This window comes from Phaeovulum vinaykumarii, assembly GCF_900156695.1.
GTDB lineage: Bacteria > Pseudomonadota > Alphaproteobacteria > Rhodobacterales > Rhodobacteraceae > Bieblia_A > Bieblia_A vinaykumarii.
Genome location: NZ_FTOM01000002.1, coordinates 502459 through 525912, shown reverse-complemented (window position 1 = coordinate 525912; position 23454 = coordinate 502459). Strand labels below are relative to the sequence as shown.

The following is a 23454-nucleotide window of genomic DNA, read 5'->3' as shown; positions in this document are numbered from 1 at the left end:
CCCTGCGCGCTTATGCCCACGCCAAATCGGCAGTGCCGCGGCTATGATGAGGCCGACGGCCCGGCGGTTCCTCCGCACGGGCCCTTGGCCGTGAGCGCCGGCACGCCCGGTCATTGAAGTGACGACTAGCGAGGAAAGACCCTGCCGATGAGCCCAAGAGACGACACCCCCGACGACATGGGCCTCGATGGCGAAGGTTCGGTGCAGGTGCACCTGGACGAAACCGATCAGATCACGGGCGCCAAGGTCTTTGCGGTCTACGGCAAGGGCGGGATCGGCAAGTCGACGACCTCGTCGAACCTGTCGGCCGCCTTCTCGATGCTGGGCAAGCGCGTGCTCCAGATCGGCTGCGACCCCAAGCATGATTCGACCTTCACCCTGACGGGCAGCCTGGTGCCCACCGTCATCGACATCCTCAAGGACGTGAACTTCCACGCCGAGGAGCTGCGCCCCGAGGATTTCGTGTTCGACGGCTTCAACGGCGTGCGCTGCGTCGAGGCCGGCGGCCCGCCCGCGGGCACGGGCTGCGGCGGCTATGTCGTGGGCCAGACGGTCAAGCTGCTCAAGCAGCACCATCTTCTGGATGACACCGACGTGGTGATCTTCGACGTGCTGGGCGATGTGGTCTGCGGTGGCTTCGCCGCCCCCCTCCAGCATGCCGACCGCGCCGTGGTCGTGACGGCCAACGATTTCGATTCGATCTACGCGATGAACCGGATCATTGCCGCGGTGCAGGCCAAGTCCAAGAACTACAAGGTGCGCCTGGCGGGCTGCGTCGCCAACCGTTCGCGCGCGACCGACGAGGTGGACCGCTACTGCGAGCGCGCGGGCTTCAAGCGCCTGGCGCATATGCCCGACCTCGACGCGATTCGCCGCTCGCGGCTCAAGAAGAAGACCCTCTTCGAGATGCCCGAGGAGGAAGACGTTCTGCATGCGCGCGCGGAATATCTGCGCCTGGCGCAAAGCCTGTGGGACGGGATCGAGCCGCTGAACCCCGAACCCCTGGTCGACCGCGAGATCTTCGAACTTCTGGGATTTGACTGATGAACAGCTACGACCGGACGCGCGAGCGCCTGGAGCATTACTTCGACCGCACCGCCGCCCGGACCTGGGAACGGCTGACCTCGGATGCGCCGGTTTCGGGGATTCGCCAGACCGTGCGCGAGGGCCGCGACAAGATGCGGGCCTCGATGATGGCGCGCCTGCCCGAGGACATGACCGGGCTGCGCGTGCTGGATGCCGGCTGCGGCGCGGGACCGATGACGCAGGAACTGGCGGCGCGCGGCGCCGAGGTGGTGGCGATCGATATCTCGCCCCAGCTTCTGGAGGTGGCGAAGAAGCGGCTGTCGCCCGAACATGCCGCGCGCGTGACCTTCATCGCCGGGGACATGCTGTCGCCTGACCTGGGCGAATTCGACTACGTCATGTCGATGGACAGCCTGATCCATTACACCGCCCCCGACATTGCCGCGGCGCTGGTGAAACTGGCCGCGCGGACGCGGCACGCTGTCATCTTCACGCTGGCGCCAAAAACGCCCATGCTGCAAGTCATGCACATGGTCGGCAAACTCTTTCCGCGTTCCGATCGTAGCCCCGAGATCATCCCGCATTCGCGGGCGGATATCCTGGCTGCGCTTGAGGCTGCGGGGATGACGCCGACCCTGACCGAGGTCGCGGAGATTCGCCGCGGCTTCTATATCAGTCTTGCGCTGGAGCTTCGGCCATGAGCGAACGCCGGCCCATGCGGTTCAGTCCCTCGATGCTGCCCTTCGCGGATGCGGCCTCGGAAGGCTTGCCCATGGGCCAGCTTCTGCGGCTGTCGCTGTTCCAGGTGTCGGTGGGGATGGCGACCACGCTTCTCGTCGGCACGCTCAACCGCGTCATGATCGTGGAGCTGGGGGTCGCGGCGGCGGTGGTCGCGGCGATGATCGCGCTGCCGGTGCTGATCGCCCCCTTCCGCGCGCTTCTGGGCTTCCGGTCGGACACGCACCGCTCGTCGCTGGGCTGGAAACGGGTGCCCTACCTGTGGTTCGGCTCGCTGTGGCAGATGGGCGGTCTGGCGATCATGCCCTTTGCGCTGATCGTGCTGTCGGGCGAACAGGCCATCGGGCCCGAATGGGCCGGCGAGGCGCTGGCGGCGCTGGCCTTCCTGATGACGGGCCTTGGCATCCACATGACCCAGACCGCGGGGCTGGCGCTGGCCTCGGACCGCGCGTCCGAGGAAACCCGCCCGCGCGTCGTGGCGCTGCTCTATGTCGCCTTCCTGATCGGCATGGGGGTGTCGGCGCTGATCGTGGGCGCCCTGCTGGAAAATTTCACGCCCGAACGCCTGATCCGCGTGATCCAGGGCTGCGCCTCGGCCACCGTGGTGCTGAACCTGATCGCGCTTTGGAAACAGGAAGGGATCCGCACCCCGTCGGATGCGGAGCTCAACGCCCCCCGCCCCCGTTTCGCCGAAGCCTGGGCCGACATGAAGGCCTCGGGGCCGATCGTGCGACTGATGGCGGTGGTGGTGCTGGGCACCTTCGGCTTCAACATGCAGGATGTGCTGCTGGAACCTTACGGCGGCCAGATCCTGAACCTTTCGGTCGCGGCCACCACCTCGCTGACGGCGATGTGGGCCACCGGCGCGCTGATCGGTTTTGCCTTGTCCGCGCGCTGGCTGGCGCGTGGCATCGACCCCTGGCGGATGGCGGCGCGCGGCATCCTTCTGGGGATCGCGGCCTTCACGGCCGTGGTGTTTTCCGCGCCCACCGGCTCGACGGTGCTGTTCTTTGCGGGCGCCTTCGGGATCGGGCTTGGCGGCGGGCTGTTCTCGGTGGCCACGCTGACATCGGCCATGGCGATGCCGGGCAAGGGCATCGCCGGTCGGGGACTTGTGCTGGGCGCCTGGGGCGCGGCACAGGCGACCGCCCAGGGCCTGTCGGTGGCGCTGGGGGGCGGTCTGCGTGATCTGGCCGGTGGCTGGGCCATGTCCGGCGCGGGCGGGGTTGCCTTCGAAACCCCCGCCTTCGGCTATTCGGTCGTTTACCAGCTCGAAATCGCGCTGCTCTTTGCAACGCTCGTCGCTCTCGGCCCGCTGGTGCGGACCGCGATTCTTCCTTCTGAACCCCAGGGTGGGCCTCGCAAGATCGGCATCGCCGACTTTCCCACCTGACCCTGCCTAACCACGGAGGACACTTAAATGGTTGGCGTCAACTTCTTCGGAGACTTCGATCTCGCGAGCCTCGCGATCTGGAGCTTCTGGCTCTTCTTCGCCTATCTCGTGTATTATCTGCAGACCGAAAACATGCGCGAAGGCTATCCGCTCGAAACCGAGGACGGTGAGCCGGCGGCCAACCAGGGTCCGTTCCCGGTGCCGTCGCCCAAGACCTTCAAGCTGCCCTTCGGCCGTGGCGAAGTGACCGTGCCGAACATGGCCAAGGAAGCCCGCGACGTGGCCCTGGCCCGCACCGCGGTCTCGGACGGCTTCCCGCATGCGCCGACCGGCAACCCGATGGCCGATGGCGTCGGTCCGGCCTCGTGGGCGCCGCGTCGTGACATCCCGGAACTGAACGGCCACGGCGCGCCGAAGATCGTCCCGATCTCGAAAGCCGACACGTTCTTCGTTTCGGCGGGCACCGATCCGCGCGGTCTGCCGGTCATCGCCTGCGACATGACCACCGTCGGCAAGGTCGTCGATCTGTGGATCGACAACGCCGAACACATGATCCGCTATCTCGAAATCCAACTCGAGTCGGGTCAGAAGGTGCTCGCGCCGATGCCGATGGCTCTGGTGCGCAAACATGCCGTGATCATCCAGTCGCTGTCGTCGGAAGCCTTCAAGGGCGTCCCGGCCATCAAGTCCGATTCGGAAATCACCATGCTTGAAGAAGAGAAGGTCAGCGCCTACTACGCGGGCGGGACGCTCTACTGCGCCGACAAGCGTCCGAAACTGGTCTGACGCAACAAGAGGCAAGCACGATGTCCGATCACGACGATTTCGCCTTCGAGCCGGTTCCGGGGCTCCCCGAACAGCCGCCCAAAGGTGAAACCCTGCTGTGGCAGGGGCGCCCGCAACTCTGGGCGCTCGCGCGTGAGGCCTATGCTCTGGGGTGGTTCGCGGTCTATTTCGCCTTCGTCGTCATCTGGCGCATGTCGGTGGCATGGACCGCGGCCGAACCCGGACAGCAGGTCGGGGCGGTCGTGGCGACCGGTGTCCTCTATGCGGGGCTCGGTCTGATCGGGGCCGCGGTGATCCTGGGCATTGCCTATGCCCAGGCCCGCACCACGGTCTACACCATCACCACCGCCCGCGTGGTGATGCGCATCGGCGCCGCCCTTCCGGTGACGCTGAACCTGCCCTTCAAGCAGATCGAGAATGCCACGCTGGGGCTGCGCAAGTCCGGCGTCGGCACGATCGCGCTCGAGCTCAAGGGCAACACGCGGCTGGCCTATCTGGTCCTGTGGCCGCATTGCCGCCCCTGGTTCATGAAGCATCCGCAGCCCGCGCTGCGCTGCATCCCGGAGGCGCAGAAGATTTCCCAGATCCTGGCCCAGGCCGCCGAGAGCCGCCTCAGCCGCCCCGAGGTGACCCGGCGCGACGACGCCGATGCGTCCGGAACCTCCGTTCCGGCGCAGTAACAGACGCGTGCCCGCCTCTTGCCGGGGCGGCCGTCTCACCTATCTGACCGACAGACCTCCGGGGGGCATTATGTCCGATCAAAGCAATAACCCCAAGTTCCGCCACGGCAAGGAAGTCGACCTGATCCCGCCCAAGCTGCTTTATGCGATGGGCGCGCTGGTCCTTTCGGCCCTGGCCATCACCAGCTATGCCGTGGTGACCGACCGCGAGCCGATGGCGCAGCCTGCGCCCTCGAATGTGGTGGCGTCACGGATGCTCAGCGTGGACAGCCCCGACGGCAGGGCTGTCACGCTCCGCGATGAGAAGGGAGACCTCATCGCGGAAATGGAGAACGGCGGTTTCATCGCCGTGATCTATTCGGGGCTTTCACAGGTTCGCCATGTCGCGCGTCTGCCGATGGATCTGCCGATCCGTCTGGAGCGTTACGGGAATGGCCGGCTTGTGGTGCGCGACCCCGAAACCGGCTGGAGCGTGGAACTGACGTCCTTTGGGGAGAACAAGAACACGTTCGAGAGGTTGCTGCCGGAATGACATCCTACCAGGGAGATACGGGATGGGTCTATTCACCAGCTCAAGCGAGACGGTGCCCTGCACCATAGAGGTCTCGCACCGCTTCGAGAGCCTGCATGCGCATCTGCGCTTCGACAATGGCGCCATCATCCATCCGGGCGACGAGGTGATCGTCGCCGGCGCCCCGGTCTCGGCGCCCTTCGGCAAGGTGGTCACCGAAAGCCGGCAGGCCACCATCCGCCGGGCCTCGGCGCTGAAACGGGCCTGGACGCGCGCCACCGGCGATCTGGGCGCGATGGAATTGTGTGAATTTTCCTTCTCCGACGCGGTCCGGCCATGACCTTCGACGCGCGTGCCGCCGAAGGCCCCGAGACGCCCCTTCCCCCCCCCCCTGCTTCCGCTCCGTCCGACGTGCCCGACACCACGGCGATGGCGACGGAAAGCCACATCCTCAATCCGCGCTTCTACACCACCGATTTCGAGGTGCTGGACCGCGTGGACGTGGACCGCGTGCGCGACGAATGGGACGCGCTGCTGGCCGAGATGAAAGCCGACCCCAACCGCGGCCATTTCCGCAAGACCGAGGAATGGGAGCACATCGACTGGGCCGGCATGGACCCGGTGCTGCGGGCGGAATTCATCGACTTCCTGGTGTCGTCCTGCACCGCGGAATTCTCGGGCTGCGTGCTTTACAAGGAGATGAAGCGCCGCGGCACCAACCCCGAGATCTGCGCGCTCTTTTCCTACATGAGCCGTGACGAGGCCCGCCATGCCGGCTTCATCAACGATGCGCTGCGCGAGGCCGGCGTGGGGGTGAACCTGGGCTTTCTGACGAAGACCAAGCATTACACCTACTTCCGGCCCAAGTTCATCTATTACGCCACCTACCTGTCGGAAAAGATCGGCTACGCGCGCTATATCACCATCTTCCGCCATCTCGAGGCGCATCCCGAGCACCGCTTCCACCCGATCTTCAAGTGGTTCCGCGAATGGTGCAACGACGAGTTCCGCCACGGCGAAGCCTTCGCGCTGATCATGCGGGCCGATCCCAAGCTGGTCTCGGGGCTGAATGTGCTGTGGATCCGCTTCTTCCTGACGGCAGTCTATTCCACGATGTGGGTGCGCGACCATGCCCGCCCGGCCTTCCACGAGGCGCTGGGGGTCGAGATCGACGCCTATGACATGGAGGTGTTCCGCAAGACCTCCCATATCGCGCGGCAGGTCTTCCCGATCGAGCTGGACATCGACCACCCGCGCTGGCGCCGGGGCCTCGATGCGATGAACCGCGCCTTCGTGGCGATGGATGCCGCGCGGCAGAAGACGGGCCTGGGCGGGATGATCTCACGCGGTCTTGCGGGCGGCGCGGCCGCTTTGGCGTTCGTTTCGCTTTACACGATCCCCGTGAAGCGCAATACGCTTCCCCAGAAGGTGCGGCTTGAACCTTGCTACTGATGGCGACATCGGCGGGCCGGGCCCCAGAACATTCGCGCGCGGGCGGTCACGCGCCCCGCGTCCACGTCCCGAGGCCCGGTAATGCATAACCCCTGGGTTGCCGCACTGATTGCCCTGTTCTTCTGGTGGTTTTCCACCGGCATCCTGCTGTGGCGGGTGCGGCATGCGGATAATTCGGGGGCGCATCACCATCTGTTTTCGGTGCTCTATGCGCTGCCGCTCCTGTTCACCGGGATCATCGGTATCCACATCACCGCCGACGACATGAGCGTGACCGGCGCCTATGGGGCCTTCCTGTCGGCGCTGGCGATCTGGGCCTGGATCGAGCTGGCGTTCCTGTCGGGCGTCATCACCGGGCCCAACCGTGCCCCCTGCCCCGCCTGGACGCCCATGGCGCAACGTTTCGTGCGTGCCGTGGGCACCATCGCCTGGCACGAGATCGCGCTTCTGATCGGGCTTGGCGCGCTGTTCCTGACCACCCGCGGCGACGAGAACATCTTCGGCTTCTGGACCTATGCCGTTCTGTTCTTCGCGCGCATCTCGGCCAAGCTGAACCTGTTTTTCGGCGTGCCCAAGATCAACACCGAATTCATCCCCCGCCCGCTGGAACACCTGCCCAGCCATTTCCGGCATGCCTCGATGAATGCGCTCTTTCCCATCTCGATCACGGCGCTGACCTTTGCCGGGTCGTGCTGGCTTGAACGCGTGGTCAGCGCCGACACCCCCGGCCGCGAGGTGGGCTTTGCGCTGCTGGCGGCGCTGACGCTGCTGGCGCTGCTGGAACATTGGTTCATGGTGCTGCCGCTGCCCGACCAGAAGCTGTGGCGCTGGATGATGCCCGACCTCAAGGTCTCGGGGGTGGACGGCAAGTCGCGCCGCTCGGCCCGTTAGGCGCCGCTCTCAACGCGCGTCTGGAGCGCGGGCGCGGGCAGGACACGGCCCAGATAGGCCAGCCAGTTCTGCCAGGCGATGCGGGCGATCAGCGCCCGCCCAAAGCCCAGCCGCGCCAGCGCCCCGAGAAGCTGCGGCAGATCCGCCACCGAGCGCAGGAACCACGGCGTCACCGTCCCGTCGAAATCCGACCCGAAGCCCACGCCGCCCTCGCCCATGACCCCCAGCAGGTGCTCGAGATGGCGGGCCAGAACCTCGACCTCCAGCGCCGGGTTGCGCAGCCCGTCGGCACGCAGCGTGTTGACGCTGAAGTTCAGCCCGACGATGCCGCCGCGTTCGGCCAGCGCGGCCAGCTGCCGGTCGGTCAGGTTGCGCGAGGCCGGCACCATGGCATGCGATGCGGCATGCGACGCCATCACGGGGCGCGTGCTGGCCGCCATCAGATCCCAGAACCCCGCCTCGTTGAGGTGGCTGACATCAAGCGCGATCCCCAGCGCATCGCAGGCCCGCACCAGCCGCCGCCCGGCATCGGTCAGCCCCGGCCCCAGATCGGGAGAGGATGGAAAGGCAAACGGCACCCCATGGCCGAAGATGTTGGGCCGCGACCAGGTGGGCCCCAGGCTGCGCAGCCCCAGCGCGTGCCAATGGTGCAGCTCGGCCAGATCGGGGCCGATCCCTTCGGCGCCCTCGACATGCAGGACCGCCGCCACCGCGCCGCGCGCCTGTGCCGCCGTTACCGCGGCCACATCCTGACACAGCGCGAAATCCTGCGGCCGGGCCGCGGCCATGGCCCGCGCAATGCCCAGTTGCGCGCGCACGGCCTGCGCGGCCATGTCCGGGTCGATCGGGTCAAAGGCGCGGTGGATCGCCTGCGGGTCGGGGTGGGTGCCGGGCGGGTTCGGCACGAAACAGGCAAACAGCCCCCCGGCAAAGCCGCCCTGACGCGCGCGGTCCAGGTCGATCTGCCCGGCCGGGCGACCCGCAAAGAAGCCCTCGCCCGCGGCCTGATTGGCCTGCCACAGATGCAGCAGAAGGTCGTTATGTCCATCAAAGACCGGCTGCATGGCGGCCTTTCCCGCGCGACGCCACGTTTGGTGGCGTCAGTGAACCGCGTAGAGCGCGCGCAGCAGCGGGGCGTTGCGGCAGCCCGCGGGCTGGACCTCGCCCTGCGTCTCGGACAGGAAACCGATGCATTGGCGCATGCGCGGACATTCCCGGCAATGCCCGACCATGGCGGCCAGGTCATCGCGGCTGATCACGCCGTCGCGCAGCGCCTCGGTCAGGTTGACGCCCATCCGGCGCGCCATGCCGCGGGCGATCCAATATGGCAGATCGGCATCCTGACTGAAGCCCATGATCATGCTGCGTCATCCTTGAGGGCGCGGGCCTCGACGACCTCGTCGTGCAGTCGCATCATCAGGTTGCGGTTGGTGCAATATTCGGGCGGAGCGGCCAGTTCCTGACCCTCGTTCTGCGCCAGCCAGGACGCGCAATCCTTGGGATCGGAGCATTCGGTGCAGCGCAGCACCACCCCGCACCATTGATCCGGCGTCAGCCGCCCGCTGCGGATCTGGTCCGACATGTCGATCCCCAGCGTCCGCCCCATCCGGTTGACGAGGGCAGCGTGGCAATTGAGGGTCTTCGGTCCTTGCATCTCAGTTCTCCCGAGGCTTGCAGAAGCCGCGCAACAATCCTGCTCAACCGCCTGCGACGCCATGATTCAGATCAAGGCATCCTGCGCGCGCATCTGTCGCGGCGGGCGGGGGGCAGAAAGGAGAGACAGAAATGGGAAAGGGGCCGCAGCCTGCGCCGCAGCCCCTGTTCGCAAGTCAGCCCCGCAAGGGGGCCAAAGGCCAGATCTTACTTGATCTTGCCTTCCTTGTATTCGACGTGCTTGCGCGCGACCGGATCGTACTTGTTGACGGTCATCTTTTCGGTCATCGTGCGCGCGTTTTTCTTGGTCACATAGAAGTGGCCGGTTCCCGCCGTCGAGTTCAGGCGGATCTTGATCGTCGTCGGCTTCGCCATCGTCGTTCTCCCTCAGGCGGGCGAACGCTCGCCCACGGAAATCCTTGAAGCCTGCCTTTTAGACGCGCGCGGGGCAGAGTCAACAGCCAAAGCCACGCGCGCGCCGGAAAAACCGCGCCTGTCGCCCGGATCCGCCCGGATCAGGCCGTGGGCACGCCATGGGTGGCGTGCAGCATCGCCAGCGTGGTCGCATCGAGGTTCAGCCCCGTGGCCAGCGCGTGCAGGAAGGCGCGCTCGGCGTCGCTGTCCACGCGCACCGCCATCAGCGCCGAGGCATAGACCTGGGCGGCCGCGGCGGGCGGCGTGTCGGCAGCCAGCGCGGCCGGATCGACCGGGGCGACCAGCTGCGCCTCGACAAAGGCCATCTCCTCGGGCTCGGCATCCTTCAGCCGCTCGATCAGCGTGGCGCGTTCCTGCGCGTCGATCACGCCATCGGCACGCGCGGCCTGGATCATGGCGCGGATCATCAGCTTGGCGGTTTCCTCGCCGGTCTGGGCGACGGGCGTGCCTTCCGACATCGCGGCCAGAAGCGCCGCGACCCCGCCGGCACCGGCGGCGGTGGCGCCGGTCATCTTCGCCATCAGCCCTTCCATCTGCGACTGCGCGCCCTCGGTCGCGCCGGCGGCCTGCTGCCCGAAGCCCGCCATGAGGTTGCGCATCGCATCGGCCCCGCCCGGCACCCCCATCTTCTCGGCCATGGCGCCCATCTGATCGGCCAGGCCCCCCTTTTCGCCCATGCCGGCCAGGGCGGTCTTCATGCCCTCGATCCCGCCCATTTCCTTGAACTTCTGCGCGCCCTTGGCCGCGGCGAACCCCACGGCGACGGTGGCCAGCGTTTTCATGAAAGACATGCGATTCACCTCCCCATACAGCTTGGGGGCAAGTATAGACCCCGCCCCGCACATCCATGCAACAGCCGAGACGGCCGGCCCGAGAGCCAGACACACGCGAGCCAAACACACGAGAGCCAGACAGGGGGAGATCTGCGCAGACGGCCTGTAAGCCGGATTCTGTCCGGGGGACCGAGGCCCCCCTGGATGACCATTCCTCTGGCCCCGCAGTTACCTGCGGGATCAAGCTGCCAACCCGGACCTCTCGGGTCGAAGCATCCCTGCGGCGGTCCCGGTTGCCCGACCTGCCCCGCGCGAGGTCCCTATTCGGCATTGCTCCCGGTGGGGCTTGCCGTGCCGGTCCTGTTGCCAGGCCCGCGGTGGGCTCTTACCCCACCGTTTCACCCTTACCCTGCATGCAGGGCGGTCTGTTTTCTGTGGCGCTTTCCCTGGGGTCGCCCCCGCCGGGCGTTACCCGGCACCGTTGCTTCATGGAGTCCGGACTTTCCTCGCGGGGGGCAGGCCCCCACGCGGCCATCCAGCCGTCTGCGCGCGCGTCCCTTACGCGTCGGCGGGGCGCGGGTCAATGGGGGCTGCGCGCGCCATCTGCGCGGCCAGATCGGCGGCCAGGGCGCGGTCCTGCGCGGTCTCGGGCCCTTGGGCGCCGGGATGAAAGCGCGCGCGAAAGGCCGCCAGCCGCAGATCGGGCGCCACCTGCGGATAGCCGATCGCATCCAGACTGCCCGCAAGCGGCGGCGGATCGGTCATCGCGGCCGCGCCCGGCCGCGGCCACAGCGCCAGCCCCTGCACCGCCAGCCGGCGCCAGTCGAAGCGCGGGCCGGGGTCGGTCTTGCGCCCCGGCGCCATGTCGGAATGCCCGATCACGCCCTCGGGGCCGATCCCCCAGCGCGCCATCACCGCCGCCAGAAGCGTCTCGAGCGCGCGCATCTGCGCCTCGGCAAAGGGGCGGTCGCCGGGGTTGTCGAGCTCGATCCCGATCGAGGCCGAATTGACATCCGCACAGCCGCGCCAGGCCCCCGCCCCCGCATGCCAGGCGCGCATGTCCTCGGCCACCAGTTGTTCGGCCGTGCCATCGGCGCCGATCAGCCAATGCGCCGAGACCTCGGCCGCGGGGTCGCACAGCCGCGCGCGCGCTGCGGCCGCATCGGCCATCGCGGTGTAATGCAGAACGATCAGACGCGGGCCAAGCCCCCCCCGCCGCCCGGTGAAATTGGGCGAGGGAAACACGGGCTCAGTTCCGCACCGACTGGAACGGCGTCGGATCCCAGGCGCAGGCAAAGCCGTCGCCGTCGGGGTCAAGGTTGCGCGGATCGCGCGCAGGCCCGCCGCGTTCAAGGAAATCGCGCTGCGCCTGATCCGAGGAGGCATAGCGCGCGCAGGAACGTTCGTGGCTCATCAGCTTGAGGCCGCCGCGCCGGTAGGCGGGTTCCCCCAGACGGTTGGGCGCGGCCAGCGCATAGGCGGCCAGGTTCGGCCCGGCCTCGGGGTGGCTGGGCACCGCCGCAGCGGGCGCAGGCGCAGGGGCGGGAGCAGGCGCCGCAGCGGAGGGCGTAACGGGGGCGGCCCCCAGAACGCTGAGGGTTTCAGCGCCGATCTCGGCAGCCTCGGACCGGCCCGCCCGGTTCAGATCATCGCCCGTGGCCAGCTGGCCCCAGCCTTCGCCCGCCTCGGGGATCACGCCCGAGGCCGGGCTGTCCAGCGCGGCCGGCGGCGCAGGTTGCGTGCCGTCGGGCGCCATCGGCATGGGGGCGGCGGCCCCGCCCTGCAAGGCGGCCTCGCGCCGGGCCAGGTAATCCTGGTAATCGCCAAAGCCCACGCCGCCGGCCCGATCGGGCGGGCCGCCATCCGTCATGCAGCCGGCCAGCGCCATCGCCCCGATGAGCCCCGCCGCCACACCGCCCCGACGCCGCATCGGATCAGCCCTCCAGCCACCATTTGGCGGGACGGGCGGCAAAGCCCGCCGCCTGTTCCAGAACATAGGCGTGGTTGAGAAGGTCGCCCTCGGCCCAGGGACGGCCGATCAGCTGGAGGCCCAGCGGCAGCCCCTTCTGGTCCAGCCCCGCCGGCACCGAGATGCCCGGAAGACCGGCCAGGTTGACCGTCACGGTGAAGACGTCGTTGAGATACATCTGGACCGGATCGGCCGAGGCCATCTCGCCCAGCCCGAAGGCCGAGGACGGCGTCGCCGGCGTCAGGATCGCGTCGACCCCGGCGGCGAAGACCTCGTCGAAGTCGCGCTTGATGAGGGCGCGGACCTTGCGGGCGCGGTTGTAATAGGCGTCATAGAAGCCCGCCGACAGCACATAGGTGCCGATCATCACCCGGCGCTGGACCTCTTTGCCGAAGCCCTCGGCGCGGGTCTTTTCATACATCTCGACGATGCCGTCGCCCTTGCCCAGCGCGGCGCGGTGGCCATAGCGCACCCCGTCATAGCGCGCGAGGTTCGAGGACGCCTCGGCCGGCGCCACCACGTAATAGGCCGGCAGGGCGTATTTCGTGTGCGGCAGGCTGATGTCCACGATCTCGGCGCCGGCATCGCGCAGCATCGCCGCGCCATCGGCCCAGAGCTTCTCGATCTCGGCGGGCATCCCCTCCATGCGGTATTCGCGCGGGATGCCGATCTTCTTGCCACGGATATCGCCGGTCAGCGCGGCCTCGAAATCGGGCACCGGAATATCGGCCGAGGTCGAATCCATCGGGTCATGCCCGGCCATCGCCTGAAGCATGATCGCCGCGTCGCGCACGGTCTTGGTCATCGGCCCGGCCTGATCGAGCGACGAGGCAAAGGCCACGATCCCCCAGCGCGAGCAGCGCCCGTAGGTCGGCTTGATCCCCACGATGCCGGTGAAGGCCGCGGGCTGGCGGATCGAGCCGCCGGTGTCGGTGCCGGTGGCGCCCAGGCACAGATCGCCCGCCACCGCCGCCGCCGAGCCCCCCGACGAGCCCCCCGGCGTCAGCAGCCGGTCGTCCACCTTCCAGGGGTTGACGGCATTGCCATAGACCGAGGTCTCGTTCGACGAGCCCATGGCGAATTCGTCCATGTTGAGCTTGCCCAGCATGACCGCACCCGACGCAAACAGCTGGCGCGTCACGGTGGATTCGTATTCCGGGCGGAACCCTTCAAGGATGCCCGAGGCCGCCTGCGAGGGCACGCCGCGGGTGCAGAACAGATCCTTGATGCCCAGCGGGATGCCGCAGAGCGCGGGCGCGTCGCCCGCCTTCAGGCGCTGATCGGCCGCGGCGGCCTGCTCCTGCGCGATCTCGGGCGTGTGATGGACAAAGGCATTGAGCGCGCCGGCCTTCTCGATGGCCGACAGGCACGCCCCGGTCAGTTCGGCCGCGGTCGTGTCGCCCTTGCGCAGCGCGTCGCGGGCCTCGGCAATGGTCAGTTCGTTCAGGCTCATTCCACCACCTTCGGCACGGCAAAGAAGCCCTCGCGGGCATCGGGGGCATTCGACAGCACCTTCTCGGGATAGCCGCCGTCGGTGACGACATCCTCGCGGCGCTTGAGGCGCATCGGCGTGACCGAGGTCATCGGCTCGACCCCCGTCACATCCACTTCATTGAGCTGTTCCATGAAGGTGAGGATCCCGGAAAGCTCGCGCGCGAGATCGGGCAGATGCGCGTCCGGCACGGCAATCCGCGCCAGATGCGCGACCTTGCGGGCCGTCTCGATGTCGATCGACATGGGGCTGTCTCCCGTGGGTTGGGGCTTTGGCAGGGGGTTTAGCGCCCCCCCGCGCGCCCCGCAAGCGCCGCCACCCCTGCGCGGCAGATCGCGCGCGGGATTTTGCGGGATTTCCTTGCGCGCGGGCCACGCTAAAGTCGGCGCATGAGATCCCCCCCCCCGCGCCCGGAGGGGCGCACGTGAGCCAGCGCCCGGAGGGGCGCACATGACCCCGCGCCCGGATAGGCGCATGTGACCCCGCGCCCGGCGCGGGCCCAAGCAGGAGAACAGGCATGAAGATCACCTGGCTCGGACATTCCGGCTTTCGCATCGAGATCGAGGGGGCGGTCCTCCTCATCGACCCCTGGCTGAGCGGCAACCCCGCCTTCCCCGAGACCCGCCGTGCCGAGGCGCTGGCGGGTGCCACGCATGTGCTCATCAGCCACGGGCACGGCGATCATTCGGCCGATGCGGTGGCGATCACGCGCGAGCTGGGCATCCCCTGCGTGGGCATCTATGACCTGATGACCTATTGGCAGGAACACGAGGGCCTTGATGTCGTCGGCTTCAACAAGGGCGGCACGGTCGATCTGAACGGGGCGCGGGTGACGATGGTGGCGGCCTCGCATTCGTCGTGCTTCTGGGAAGAGGGGCGCCCGGTCTATGCCGGCACCGAATCGGGCTTCATGATCGCGGGCGAGGGCCACACGATCTATTTCTCGGGCGATACCGACATCATGGCCGACATGGCCTGGATGGGCGAATATCACCGCCCCGATATCGGCATCCTGGCCGCGGGCGGGCATTTCACCATGGACATGGACCGCGCCGCCTTTGCCGCGCGCAAGTATTTCGATTTCAAGACCGTGATCCCCTGCCATTACCGGACCTTCCCGCTGCTCGAGCAATCGGCCGAGGCGCTGGCCCAGGGCCTGCCCGGCGTGCAGGTGATCGAACCCGAGGTGCTGCATCCGATCGTGATCTGAGGCGCGCCCCCGATAGCGCCCCCTGCCGATGGCGTCGGCCGGATCAGGCCGGCGCCGCGCTACTCGGATGGCCGGGCCGTGGCGGCGCAGACCGGACATCCGGTGCGGCGCGCAAGGCGCATCTCGCGCGTGCGGCCCGACAGCCCGTCATGCAGGATCAGCCGGCCGGCCAGGCTGTCCCCGGCGCCGGTCAGATGGCGCAGCGCCGCCGCGGCCATCTGCGTGCCGATCACGCCGGGCAGCGCCGAGAACACCCCCACCGCGGCGCAATCGGGCGCAAGCCCCGGCGCGGGCGGTTCGGGAAAGGCGCAGGCAAAGCAGGGCGCGCCGCGCGCCGGATCGGACAGCGCCACCATCCCCTCCCAGGGCGAGAGGCCGCCCCAGATCACCGGCACCCCCAAACCCGCCGCCGTCCGGTTGATCAGATCGCGGGTGGCGTAGCTGTCGGTGCAATCAAGCACCAGATCCCGCCCCGCGATCAGATCGGCGGCATTCGCGGGCTCCAGCCGCGTGACATGGGGTTCGGGGCGGACAAAGGGGTTCTGCGCAACCATCGCGCGCGCCGCCGACAGCGCCTTGGGGCTGCCCAGCGCCGCGTCGGGGTGGATCACCTGCCGCTGGAGGTTGGAATTCTCGACCTTATCGCCATCGACGACGGCAATCCGGCCCACCCCGGCCGCCGCCAGATAGAGAAGCACCGGCGCGCCCAGACCGCCCGCGCCCACCACCAGCACATTGGCCGCGGCCAGACGGCCCTGCCCCGGCCCGCCGATCTCGCGCAGAAGGATGTGGCGGGAATAGCGCTCGAGCTCGGCGTCGGTGAACGCCCCCGCGGGCGCCCTGCGCGCAGGCCGTGCCCGCGCACGGGCCCGCGCGCGCGCCATCCGCACAAGCCCCGCATAGCCCAGCCCCAGCGCGCCCACGCACCCCGCGATGGCCCAGATCTGCGCGTCGCCCCCCAGCGCGCGCAGAAGGCCATGTCCACGCGGCAGGCTGAGATGGGCGATCATCCCCCCCAGCCACACCAGCGCGATCAGCCCCACGATCCCGCGCCAGGGCAGCCGCAGCCCGATCCCCAGCAGCACCAGCCCCGCGACCAGCCCCCAGAGCATTCAGCCCCGCCCGGTCGAGCCGAACCCGCCCGCGCCCCGGCCCGTGGCCGACAGGGCGTCGGTCTCGGAGAAGGCGGCCTGCACCACCGGCGCCACGATCAGCTGTGCGATGCGGTCGCCGTGGTGGATGGTGTAGGGATGCGGGCCGAGATTGATCATCAAGATCCCCAGCGGGCCGCGATAGTCGCTGTCGATGGTGCCGGGCGTGTTGGGCAGCGTCAGCCCGTGCTGAAGCGCCAGCCCCGAGCGCGGCCGCACCTGGATCTCGTAGCCCGGCGGGATCTCGACACAGATCCCGGTTGGCACCACCGCGCGCCGCATCGGATCGAGGGTGAAGCCCCATTCGCGGTCCTCGGGGGCCAGGTTGGCACGCACATCCGCCCCGGCCGACCCCGGCGTCTCGTAGGCGGGCAGCGGGATGGCCGGATCGGCCCAGGGTTCGCGCAGGACACGGATGTCGGGGATCATGCGTCTTCCTTCCAGGCAAGGGCGCGCGCGATGCGCTGCGCCAGGCGGCGGGCAACCTCGTCCTTGGGCAGACGCGGCCAGGTCTCGGCGCCGTCCGCGTCGATCACGATCACGGCGTTCTCGGCGCCGCCCATGATGCCGGTGGCCGGACTCACGTCATTGGCCACGATCCAGTCACAGCCCTTGCGGGCGCGCTTGTCGCGGGCGTGTTCCTCGACCTTCTCGGTCTCGGCGGCAAAGCCCACGACCAGGCGCGGGCGGTCCGCGCCAAGGCCTGCGACCTCGGCCAGGATGTCGGGGTTCTGGGCAAAGCTCAGCGCGGGGGCGCGGCCCGATCCGTCCTTCTTCATCTTCTGCGCGGCGGCATTCTCGACCCGCCAATCGGCCACGGCCGCCGCCATCACCGCGGCATCGGCGGGCAGGGCCTCCATCACGGCCGCGCGCATCTGGGCGGCGGTCTCGACGGGCAGGACGCGCACGCCCGGCGGCGGCGGCACGCTGGCCGGGCCGGTGACGAAACTGACCGAGGCGCCCAGATCGACCAGCGCCGCCGCGATCGCCGTGCCCTGCGCCCCCGAGGAGCGGTTGGCGATATAGCGCACCGGGTCGATGGGCTCATGCGTCGGCCCCGAGGTCACGATGACATGGCGCCCCGACAGCGGCTTGGGCCCCAGCGCGGCGGCAATGGCCGCAAGGATCGCCGCCGGTTCGGCCATGCGGCCGGGCCCGTATTCGCCGCAGGCCATCGCCCCTTCGTCGGGGCCGACCACCATGATCCCGTCGCCGCGCAGGCAGGCCAGGTTGCGTCGGGTCGCGGGGTGGCCCCACATGCGCACGTTCATCGCCGGCGCGATCAGCACCGGCTTGTCGGTGGCCAGCATCAGGGTCGAGGGCAGGTCATCGGCATGACCATGGGCCATGCGCGCCATGAAATCGGCCGTCGCCGGCGCCACCACCACCAGATCGGCCGCGCGCGAGAGCTGGATATGGCCCATCTCGGCCTCGTCGCCCAGGTCGAACAGCTCCTGCCGGCAGGGCGTGCCGGCCAGCGCCGTGACCGACAGCGGCGTGACGAATTGCGCCGCGGCGCGGGTCATGACCGGGGTGACGGACGCGCCCGCCTCGCGCAGACGGCGGATCAGTTCGAGCGTCTTGTATGCGGCGATCCCGCCGCAAATCACCAGAAGGATCTTCTTGCCTGCGAGCATCCGCACCCCCCGCCCGTTCCCGTTGCCCATCCTTACGAAGCGGGACGGGGCGGGGCAAGGCTTGGCAGGGGGCCTGGAAGGGGGCTTGGCAGGGACGCGGGGTCAGTTGAAGGCGGCGCAGGGGTCGGGGCGCGGGGTGGCCGGAGTGGCGCGCCAGATGTCGAAGGGCTGCGGCCCCGACACGGGCAGCTCGAGCTGCCCCAGCGACACGACACGCGGCGGATGGGGCACGGTTTCGGCAAAGACGGCCAGCGCCGCGGGCATGCCCTGATCGCGGCGCGCATGGCCCGAGCCGGTGATGACGACGACCGGCCCCCCGGTCTGATCCAGCGCAGTCAGCGCGCTGCGGGCAAAGGCCGCGTCGCGCAGGCGCTGGGCGTTGACCATGCCGGGCACCATCTCGTCGGGCAGCGCGTCGCAATGCGCCGCAGCCTGTTCGGCCAGGCGGGTTTCCCATTCGCCATGCGAAAGCGGCCGGTCGAGCCCCAGATCCACGGCATCGGGGCGGCCGGGCAGCGCCTCGGCCAGAACCTGGGCGGGGTCTTCCGACATGGCGCGGCGCACCACCGCGCGCGGCAGCGCAGCGCCATAGAGACGCGCTTCGGGCGCGGCGGCGAAGATGGGCGCATAGAGCGCGAAATCGGGCCAGCCGCTGTCTTCCCAGCCGAAGGCCGCGGCAAGAGCGGCGGCATCCCCGCGCGACAGACCATCGGCGGCGGCGGCCTGTTCGGGGGTCAGCATCTCGAAGACCAGCGCGCGCGGTTTGAGCGCGGCGACCATCTCGGCCTGGAAGGCGTGGTGGTCGGGGTTGTCGTGGATCTCGCCCAGAATGGCGATATCGGCCCCGTCCAGCGCCGCGAGGATGGCGGCCGGCCCCGGATCGTGGGGGAGAACCTGGGCCGTGGTCAGGGCGGAGGGGGGATCGGCTTGCGGGGCATCGAGCCCCGACGCGCCGATCTCGCCCGCCCCGAGGGGGCCGGCGAGAAGAAGGCCCGGAAGCAGGGCGAGAACAGCGAGAGCATGCGTCATTGCAGGAGGAGATGGACCTCGTCGCTCTGGTCTTCAAGGGCGCGGCGCATCTTTCCGAAGGCCTGTGCCTCGAGCTGGCGGATGCGCTCCTTGGAGAGGCCCAGCTCGGCGCCCAGATCCTCGAGCGTGCGGGGCACATCGCGCAGCTTGCGTTCCGAGACGATGAAGCGTTCGCGCTCGGACAGCGCCTCCATGGCGGTGCCCAGCCAGCCGCGCAGGCGGGCCGCGTCATGGGCCTCCTCGACGATCTGGGCGGTGGCGGGGCCCTCGTCCTCGATCGTCTCGATCCAGTCGCGGCCGGGTTCGGCCCCGCCCGATTGCGGCGCGTGCAGCGACAGGTCCGACCCCGACAGCCGCCCCTCCATCATCTCGACCTCGGCCAGCGTCACGCCCAGTTCGAGCGCGATCGCCTGGCGCAACTGATGGCCGTCGAGCGGGGTTCCGGCGGCGGCGGCCTCGCGCTCCAGTTGAGCCTGGACGCGGCGCATGTTGAAGAACAGCGACTTCTGCCCCGAGGTCGAACCGGTGCGCACCATCGACCAGTTGCGCATCACGAATTCCTGCACGCTGGCCTTGATCCACCACACCGCATAGGTCGAGAACCGCACCCCGCGGTCGGGGTCGAAGCGGTCGGCGGCCTTCATCAGGCCCAGCCCCGCCTCCTGGATCAGGTCGTTCATCGGCGCGCCATAGCGGCGATACTTGGACGCCATCGAGATGGCCAGCCGCATGTAGGCCGTCACCAGCCGGTGCAACGCCGCCTCGTCGCGCCTGTCGCGCCAGGCCCGCGCCAGTTCGATCTCGGTTTCCGCATCGAGAAGTTCGGCTCGCATCGCCTGACGGGCGAGCCTGTCGTCACTCATGTGATCGAGTGCCATGGTCAGTCTCCCGGGTCTCCCACCCACTGGTTTCGGCGCTCAGTTCCGATAGTATGACCGATACGGTCGGGCTTGTCTGCCGGATCACGTAAAGTTGCCCGAGGAGTTCACGGATGGGTTACGACCTGGCGATCGGGGATCGCGCGTATTCCAGCTGGTCGCTGCGCGGCTGGCTGCTGTTTACCAAGACGGGCCTGCCCGTATCGGTGCGCATGGGGCGGATGTATGGCCCTGAATTCCAAAGACTTCTGGAGGATTTCGCCCCCGCGGGGCTGGTGCCTGCGCTGCGCCTGCCCTCGGGGCGGGTGATCGCCGAGACCCTGGCCATCGCCGAGACCCTGGCCGAGCGCCACCCCGAGGCCGGGATCTGGCCCGCCGACCCCGAAGCCCGCGCCGTGGCGCGCTGGCTGGCGGCCGAGATGCACGCGGGCTTCGGCGCGCTGCGCGGGCATTGTGCGATGAACCTGCGCGTGGCCTATGCCGATTGCGCGCCGCCCGAAGGGGTGCTGAAGGATCTGGCGCGGATCGAAAGCCTCTGGGCGCTGGCGCGGCGCGATTTCGGCGCCGGGGGGCCCTGGCTCTTCGGGCGCTGGTCGGCGGCGGATGCGTTCTTCGCGCCGGTGGCGGCGCGAATCGCGGGCCATGCGCTGCCCGTCGGCCCCGAGGCGGCGGCCTATGTCCGCACCCAGATCACCGACCCCGCCTTCGTCGCGTGGCGCCGCGCCGGCCTGGCCGAGGGGCCCGACCAGCCCGCCTATGCCCGCGACTGGCCGACCCGGCCCTGGCCCGAGGGCTGAGCGCCCCTTCCCCGCCCCCGGCAACACCGGCTTGACGCCCGGCGCACTTGCCCCGCACTCTGCACGCATAGGGCGAGCAAGGGCGGAACGGACATGCCGGGCGAGAACGGCGCACAGGTCACCACGCGCGGCGTGACCTTCGAGGGGATCGAGGCCCGCCTGGTCGAGGTGCAATGTGCGCTGGGCGGGGGGCTGCCGGCCTTTTCCATCGTCGGTCTGCCCGACAAGGCGGTGTCCGAAGCCCGCGAGCGCGTGCGCGCGGCGCTGGCGGCGATGTCGATCGCGCTGCCGGCCCAGCGCATCACCATGAACCTGGCGCCGGCCGATCTGCCCAAGGAAGGCGCGCAATTCGACCTGCCGATCGCGCTGGCGCTGCTGGCGACGCTGGGGCTGGTGCCGCCCGATCAGGTGGCCGATCTGGTGGCGCTGGGGGAATTGTCGCTCGACGGGCGCATCCTGCCGGTGCCGGGCGCCCTGCCCGCCGCGCTGGCCGCCGCCGCCGAGGACCGCCCGCTTCTCTGCGCCCCCGCCGCGGCGACCGAGGCCGCCTGGAGCGGCGCGGCCGCTGTCTTCGGCGCCGCGACGCTGGCGCAGGCCATCGCGCATCTGACCGGCCGCAGGCCGCTGGAGCCCGCCCGCCCCGGCGCGGCGGAAGCGCAGGCCGAGCACCCCGACCTGACCGAGATCCGCGGCCAGGAACGGGCGCGCCGCGCGCTCGAGGTGGCCGCAGCCGGGCGCCATCACCTGTTCCTGGTCGGCACGCCCGGCGCGGGCAAGACGATGCTGGCGCGCAGCCTGCCCGGCCTTCTGCCGCCGCTCGACCCCGCCGAGGCGCTGGAAACCGCGATGGTGCATTCGCGCGCCGGCCGCCTGAGCGGCGCGATCAGCCGCCAGCGCCCGTTCTGCCAGCCCCACCACAGCGCCTCGCGCGCGGCGCTGACCGGGGGCGGCAGCGGCGCGCTGCCGGGCGAGATCAGCCTGGCGCATAACGGGGTGCTGTTCCTCGACGAATTGCCGGAATTCGCGCCGCAGGTTCTCGAGGCGCTGCGCCAGCCGCTCGAGACCGGCGAGATCGTGCTGGCGCGCGCCCGCGCCCGGATGCGCTATCCCTGCCGGTTCCTGCTGGTGGCCGCGGCCAACCCCTGCCGCTGCGGGCATCTGGGCGATGCCGCGCGCGCCTGCGCCCGCGCGCCCCGCTGCGGCGAGGACTATCTGGGCCGCATCTCGGGGCCGCTGATGGACCGGTTCGATCTGCGCATCGAGGTGCCGCCCGTCGCCTATGCCGACCTGGCCCAGGCGCCGCGCGGCGAGGCCAGCGCCCCGGTCGCCGCCCGCGTGGCGCGCGCCCGCGAGATCCAGCGCACCCGCTACGCCGACGCCCCCGGCGTGCGCACCAATGCCGAGGCCGCGGGCACGCTGCTCGAGCGCGTGGCCACCCCCGATGCCGAGGGCGCGGCGCTGCTGGAAAAGGTCCATGCGCGATTCGGGCTCAGCGCGCGCGGCTATCACCGCATCCTGCGGGTGGCGCGCACGATCGCGGATCTGGACGGCGCGGAAGACGTGCGCCGCCCGCATCTGGCCGAGGCGATCGGCTACCGCATCCCCTTCCAGCGCGGGATCTGAGCGACGAGGTCCGGCGCGCAGCCTGTGCAACCGGTGCGGCCGGGCACGCGTCAGGCGCGGCGGGCCTCGATCACCTCCCAGATGCGGGCGGCGACGTTGATGCCGTCGAAGCGCTCCAGCTCCTGGATGCCGGTGGGCGAGGTCACGTTGATCTCGGTCAGCCAGTCGCCGATCACGTCGATGCCCACGAAGATCAGCCCGCGATCGCGCAGCATCGGCCCGATGGCCGCGCAGATCGCGCGGTCGCGCGGGGTCAGGTCAACCCGCTCGGCGCGCCCGCCCACATGCAGATTCGAGCGCGTCTCGCCCGCCGCGGGAACGCGGTTGATCGCCCCGATCGGTTCGCCGTCGATCAAGATGATGCGCTTGTCGCCGGCCTCGACGGCCGGAATGAACTTCTGCGCGATCAGCGGCTCGCGGCTGAAGCCGGTGAACAATTCATGCAGCGAGGCCAGGTTGCGGTCGGTGGCCGACAGGCGGAACACGCCCGCGCCGCCGTTGCCGTAAAGCGGCTTGAGGATGATGTCGCCATGTTCGGCCCGGAAGGCGCGGATCGTGTCGAGATCGCGCGCGACCAGCGTCGGCGGGGTCAGGTCGGGGAAGTCCAGCACCGACAGCTTCTCGGGGGCGTTGCGCACCCAGGCCGGGTCGTTGACGACCAGCGTCGCGGGGTGGATGCGCTCAAGCAGGTGGGTCGTGGTGATATAGGCCATGTCGAAGGGCGGATCCTGGCGCAGCCAGACCACGTCGAAGGTGGACAGATCGACCTCGGCCTCGGCGCCCAGGGTGAAGTGATCGCCCCGCTGGCGGCGCAATTCCAGCGGCCAGCCGCGCGCCAGCACGCGCCCCTCGCGGAAGAAAAGCCGGTCGGGGGTGTAATAGAACAGCGCATGCCCGCGCGCCTGCGCCTCGAGCGCGATCCGGAACGTGCTGTCCGCGTCGATGTCGACGGGCCCGATCGGGTCCATCTGGATTGCCACCTTGAGCATTGGCCAAGCCCTCCTGTCGCCGCGACCCTTCCTGCGATAGATGGACCAGCGGACGCGGGGATGCAATCGCGCGCAGGCCGCCGACAGCCCGGCGCCGGTTCACCGTCGCGTGTCAGCCCGCCGCGTGCCCCGTTCAGGGGGCAAGAGGTTCGGGGGCAAGAGCGGGGCACACGAAGGCGAGGCCGCCCCGCCCAGCCTATTCACCACAGCGCCCCCCCAGACCTTTGCAGCGCGACAGGGCGGCCCAGCGGATCGCCGCAGACACACGAGCCCAGAAGACACGCGGGCCTCAGGGAACAAACGAGCCTCAGGAAGCACATGGGCCCAAAGGGCAAACGGGC

27 protein-coding genes and 1 other RNA gene are annotated in these 23454 nt (G+C 69.5%); 12 read left to right on the top strand and 16 right to left on the bottom strand.

The window, feature by feature from the left end:
- The first annotated feature begins 147 nt into the window (after window positions 1-147).
- From bchL to puhE, 9 genes are all read left to right on the top strand, one after another.
- The gene (bchL, locus tag BW949_RS06835; protein WP_076364344.1) at window positions 148-1044 is read left to right on the top strand and encodes a ferredoxin:protochlorophyllide reductase (ATP-dependent) iron-sulfur ATP-binding protein; all 897 of its coding nucleotides are present in this window, start codon (window positions 148-150) and stop codon (window positions 1042-1044) included.
- Window positions 1044-1727, top strand: a complete 684-nt coding sequence (gene bchM / locus BW949_RS06830) for a magnesium protoporphyrin IX methyltransferase (RefSeq protein WP_076364342.1) — start codon at window positions 1044-1046, stop codon at window positions 1725-1727. The genes bchL and bchM overlap by 1 nt, the downstream gene beginning before the upstream one ends.
- A gap of 14 nt (window positions 1728-1741) precedes the next feature.
- On the top strand, window positions 1742-3157 hold the full coding sequence (locus BW949_RS06825; protein WP_235816221.1) for a PucC family protein: 1416 nt from the start codon (window positions 1742-1744) through the stop codon (window positions 3155-3157).
- Window positions 3158-3184: 27 nt separating this feature from the next.
- Complete coding sequence (gene puhA / locus BW949_RS06820) at window positions 3185-3943, top strand: photosynthetic reaction center subunit H (protein ID WP_076364338.1); 759 nt, start codon at window positions 3185-3187, stop codon at window positions 3941-3943.
- Between the two features lie 20 nt (window positions 3944-3963).
- The gene (gene puhB / locus BW949_RS06815) at window positions 3964-4623 is read left to right on the top strand and encodes a photosynthetic complex putative assembly protein PuhB (protein ID WP_076364336.1); all 660 of its coding nucleotides are present in this window, start codon (window positions 3964-3966) and stop codon (window positions 4621-4623) included.
- Between the two features lie 70 nt (window positions 4624-4693).
- Window positions 4694-5155 (top strand): photosynthetic complex assembly protein PuhC, encoded by a 462-nt coding sequence (puhC, locus tag BW949_RS06810; RefSeq protein ID WP_076364334.1) that lies wholly within the window; start codon window positions 4694-4696, stop codon window positions 5153-5155.
- Window positions 5156-5177: 22 nt separating this feature from the next.
- Window positions 5178-5474 (top strand): hypothetical protein, encoded by a 297-nt coding sequence (locus BW949_RS06805; RefSeq protein WP_076364332.1) that lies wholly within the window; start codon window positions 5178-5180, stop codon window positions 5472-5474.
- 89 nt (window positions 5475-5563) lie between these two features.
- A complete protein-coding gene (gene acsF / locus BW949_RS06800; protein WP_235816242.1) occupies window positions 5564-6586 on the top strand; it encodes a magnesium-protoporphyrin IX monomethyl ester (oxidative) cyclase in 1023 nt (340 codons plus the stop codon).
- Window positions 6587-6667: 81 nt separating this feature from the next.
- Complete coding sequence (puhE, locus tag BW949_RS06795; RefSeq protein WP_076364328.1) at window positions 6668-7477, top strand: putative photosynthetic complex assembly protein PuhE; 810 nt, start codon at window positions 6668-6670, stop codon at window positions 7475-7477.
- Here puhE and BW949_RS06790 read toward each other — a convergent pair.
- From BW949_RS06790 to gatC, 10 genes are all read right to left on the bottom strand, one after another.
- Window positions 7474-8541 carry a dipeptidase gene (locus BW949_RS06790; protein WP_076364326.1) on the bottom strand — a complete coding sequence of 356 codons (1068 nt, stop codon included), beginning with the start codon at window positions 8539-8541 and terminating at the stop codon, window positions 7474-7476. The genes puhE and BW949_RS06790 overlap by 4 nt on opposite strands.
- Window positions 8542-8577: 36 nt before the next feature.
- Window positions 8578-8838: a DUF6455 family protein gene (locus tag BW949_RS06785; protein WP_083947625.1), complete on the bottom strand. Its 261-nt coding sequence runs from the start codon at window positions 8836-8838 to the stop codon at window positions 8578-8580.
- On the bottom strand, window positions 8835-9131 hold the full coding sequence (locus BW949_RS06780) for a DUF6455 family protein (protein WP_076364324.1): 297 nt from the start codon (window positions 9129-9131) through the stop codon (window positions 8835-8837). The genes BW949_RS06785 and BW949_RS06780 overlap by 4 nt, the downstream gene beginning before the upstream one ends.
- 206 nt (window positions 9132-9337) lie before the next feature.
- Window positions 9338-9505, bottom strand: coding sequence for a 50S ribosomal protein L33 (rpmG, locus tag BW949_RS06775; RefSeq protein ID WP_036638206.1), 168 nt, complete (start codon window positions 9503-9505; stop codon window positions 9338-9340).
- Window positions 9506-9645: 140 nt separating this feature from the next.
- On the bottom strand, window positions 9646-10356 hold the full coding sequence (locus BW949_RS06770) for a DUF533 domain-containing protein (RefSeq protein WP_076364322.1): 711 nt from the start codon (window positions 10354-10356) through the stop codon (window positions 9646-9648).
- Between the two features lie 132 nt (window positions 10357-10488).
- An RNA gene (rnpB, locus tag BW949_RS06765) (RNase P RNA component class A) lies at window positions 10489-10885 on the bottom strand.
- 11 nt (window positions 10886-10896) lie between these two features.
- On the bottom strand, window positions 10897-11583 hold the full coding sequence (locus tag BW949_RS06760; RefSeq protein ID WP_076364320.1) for an N-acetylmuramoyl-L-alanine amidase: 687 nt from the start codon (window positions 11581-11583) through the stop codon (window positions 10897-10899).
- Between the two features lie 4 nt (window positions 11584-11587).
- Window positions 11588-12268 (bottom strand): hypothetical protein, encoded by a 681-nt coding sequence (locus BW949_RS17310; protein ID WP_076364318.1) that lies wholly within the window; start codon window positions 12266-12268, stop codon window positions 11588-11590.
- A 4-nt stretch (window positions 12269-12272) separates the two neighbouring features.
- Window positions 12273-13760, bottom strand: coding sequence for an Asp-tRNA(Asn)/Glu-tRNA(Gln) amidotransferase subunit GatA (gene gatA / locus BW949_RS06750; RefSeq protein WP_076364316.1), 1488 nt, complete (start codon window positions 13758-13760; stop codon window positions 12273-12275).
- Window positions 13757-14044 (bottom strand): Asp-tRNA(Asn)/Glu-tRNA(Gln) amidotransferase subunit GatC, encoded by a 288-nt coding sequence (gatC, locus tag BW949_RS06745; RefSeq protein WP_076364314.1) that lies wholly within the window; start codon window positions 14042-14044, stop codon window positions 13757-13759. Before gatC ends, gatA begins: the two co-directional genes overlap by 4 nt.
- Before the next feature lie 272 nt (window positions 14045-14316).
- Here gatC and BW949_RS06740 point away from each other — a divergent pair, with 272 nt between their 5' ends.
- Window positions 14317-15009, top strand: a complete 693-nt coding sequence (locus BW949_RS06740) for a metal-dependent hydrolase (protein WP_076364312.1) — start codon at window positions 14317-14319, stop codon at window positions 15007-15009.
- Between the two features lie 59 nt (window positions 15010-15068).
- On the opposite strand, the gene BW949_RS06735 is transcribed toward BW949_RS06740, so the two are convergent.
- The 5 genes from BW949_RS06735 to BW949_RS06715 all read right to left on the bottom strand — a co-directional run bounded on the left by BW949_RS06735 (window position 15069) and on the right by BW949_RS06715 (window position 19704).
- A complete protein-coding gene (locus BW949_RS06735; protein ID WP_076364310.1) occupies window positions 15069-16121 on the bottom strand; it encodes a HesA/MoeB/ThiF family protein in 1053 nt (350 codons plus the stop codon).
- Window positions 16122-16589 (bottom strand): dUTP diphosphatase, encoded by a 468-nt coding sequence (dut, locus tag BW949_RS06730; RefSeq protein ID WP_076364308.1) that lies wholly within the window; start codon window positions 16587-16589, stop codon window positions 16122-16124.
- Complete coding sequence (coaBC, locus tag BW949_RS06725; protein WP_076364306.1) at window positions 16586-17797, bottom strand: bifunctional phosphopantothenoylcysteine decarboxylase/phosphopantothenate--cysteine ligase CoaBC; 1212 nt, start codon at window positions 17795-17797, stop codon at window positions 16586-16588. The genes dut and coaBC overlap by 4 nt, the downstream gene beginning before the upstream one ends.
- 102 nt (window positions 17798-17899) lie before the next feature.
- Complete coding sequence (locus BW949_RS06720) at window positions 17900-18826, bottom strand: ChaN family lipoprotein (RefSeq protein WP_083947622.1); 927 nt, start codon at window positions 18824-18826, stop codon at window positions 17900-17902.
- Window positions 18823-19704, bottom strand: a complete 882-nt coding sequence (locus tag BW949_RS06715; protein WP_076364304.1) for an RNA polymerase factor sigma-32 — start codon at window positions 19702-19704, stop codon at window positions 18823-18825. Before BW949_RS06715 ends, BW949_RS06720 begins: the two co-directional genes overlap by 4 nt.
- 113 nt (window positions 19705-19817) lie before the next feature.
- Here BW949_RS06715 and BW949_RS06710 point away from each other — a divergent pair, with 113 nt between their 5' ends.
- Window positions 19818-20501 (top strand): glutathione S-transferase, encoded by a 684-nt coding sequence (locus tag BW949_RS06710; protein WP_076364302.1) that lies wholly within the window; start codon window positions 19818-19820, stop codon window positions 20499-20501.
- A gap of 93 nt (window positions 20502-20594) precedes the next feature.
- The gene (locus tag BW949_RS06705) at window positions 20595-22124 is read left to right on the top strand and encodes a YifB family Mg chelatase-like AAA ATPase (RefSeq protein WP_076364300.1); all 1530 of its coding nucleotides are present in this window, start codon (window positions 20595-20597) and stop codon (window positions 22122-22124) included.
- Between the two features lie 50 nt (window positions 22125-22174).
- Here the strand turns inward: BW949_RS06705 and gshB are convergent, their stop codons facing one another.
- Complete coding sequence (gene gshB, locus BW949_RS06700; RefSeq protein ID WP_076364298.1) at window positions 22175-23113, bottom strand: glutathione synthase; 939 nt, start codon at window positions 23111-23113, stop codon at window positions 22175-22177.
- Between the last annotated feature and the right edge of the window lie 341 nt (window positions 23114-23454).

Coding starts and splice junctions, on each gene's coding strand:
- bchL (WP_076364344.1), top strand. CDS start 148: ATGAGCCCAAGAGACGACACCCCCGACGACATGGGCCTCGATGGCGAA.
- bchM (WP_076364342.1), top strand. CDS start 1,044: ATGAACAGCTACGACCGGACGCGCGAGCGCCTGGAGCATTACTTCGAC.
- BW949_RS06825 (WP_235816221.1), top strand. CDS start 1,742: ATGCGGTTCAGTCCCTCGATGCTGCCCTTCGCGGATGCGGCCTCGGAA.
- puhA (WP_076364338.1), top strand. CDS start 3,185: ATGGTTGGCGTCAACTTCTTCGGAGACTTCGATCTCGCGAGCCTCGCG.
- puhB (WP_076364336.1), top strand. CDS start 3,964: ATGTCCGATCACGACGATTTCGCCTTCGAGCCGGTTCCGGGGCTCCCC.
- puhC (WP_076364334.1), top strand. CDS start 4,694: ATGTCCGATCAAAGCAATAACCCCAAGTTCCGCCACGGCAAGGAAGTC.
- BW949_RS06805 (WP_076364332.1), top strand. CDS start 5,178: ATGGGTCTATTCACCAGCTCAAGCGAGACGGTGCCCTGCACCATAGAG.
- acsF (WP_235816242.1), top strand. CDS start 5,564: ATGGCGACGGAAAGCCACATCCTCAATCCGCGCTTCTACACCACCGAT.
- puhE (WP_076364328.1), top strand. CDS start 6,668: ATGCATAACCCCTGGGTTGCCGCACTGATTGCCCTGTTCTTCTGGTGG.
- BW949_RS06790 (WP_076364326.1), bottom strand. CDS start 8,541: ATGCAGCCGGTCTTTGATGGACATAACGACCTTCTGCTGCATCTGTGG.
- BW949_RS06785 (WP_083947625.1), bottom strand. CDS start 8,838: ATGATCATGGGCTTCAGTCAGGATGCCGATCTGCCATATTGGATCGCC.
- BW949_RS06780 (WP_076364324.1), bottom strand. CDS start 9,131: ATGCAAGGACCGAAGACCCTCAATTGCCACGCTGCCCTCGTCAACCGG.
- rpmG (WP_036638206.1), bottom strand. CDS start 9,505: ATGGCGAAGCCGACGACGATCAAGATCCGCCTGAACTCGACGGCGGGA.
- BW949_RS06770 (WP_076364322.1), bottom strand. CDS start 10,356: ATGTCTTTCATGAAAACGCTGGCCACCGTCGCCGTGGGGTTCGCCGCG.
- BW949_RS17310 (WP_076364318.1), bottom strand. CDS start 12,268: ATGCGGCGTCGGGGCGGTGTGGCGGCGGGGCTCATCGGGGCGATGGCG.
- gatA (WP_076364316.1), bottom strand. CDS start 13,760: ATGAGCCTGAACGAACTGACCATTGCCGAGGCCCGCGACGCGCTGCGC.
- gatC (WP_076364314.1), bottom strand. CDS start 14,044: ATGTCGATCGACATCGAGACGGCCCGCAAGGTCGCGCATCTGGCGCGG.
- BW949_RS06740 (WP_076364312.1), top strand. CDS start 14,317: ATGAAGATCACCTGGCTCGGACATTCCGGCTTTCGCATCGAGATCGAG.
- BW949_RS06735 (WP_076364310.1), bottom strand. CDS start 16,121: ATGCTCTGGGGGCTGGTCGCGGGGCTGGTGCTGCTGGGGATCGGGCTG.
- dut (WP_076364308.1), bottom strand. CDS start 16,589: ATGATCCCCGACATCCGTGTCCTGCGCGAACCCTGGGCCGATCCGGCC.
- coaBC (WP_076364306.1), bottom strand. CDS start 17,797: ATGCTCGCAGGCAAGAAGATCCTTCTGGTGATTTGCGGCGGGATCGCC.
- BW949_RS06720 (WP_083947622.1), bottom strand. CDS start 18,826: ATGACGCATGCTCTCGCTGTTCTCGCCCTGCTTCCGGGCCTTCTTCTC.
- BW949_RS06715 (WP_076364304.1), bottom strand. CDS start 19,704: ATGGCACTCGATCACATGAGTGACGACAGGCTCGCCCGTCAGGCGATG.
- BW949_RS06710 (WP_076364302.1), top strand. CDS start 19,818: ATGGGTTACGACCTGGCGATCGGGGATCGCGCGTATTCCAGCTGGTCG.
- BW949_RS06705 (WP_076364300.1), top strand. CDS start 20,595: ATGCCGGGCGAGAACGGCGCACAGGTCACCACGCGCGGCGTGACCTTC.
- gshB (WP_076364298.1), bottom strand. CDS start 23,113: ATGCTCAAGGTGGCAATCCAGATGGACCCGATCGGGCCCGTCGACATC.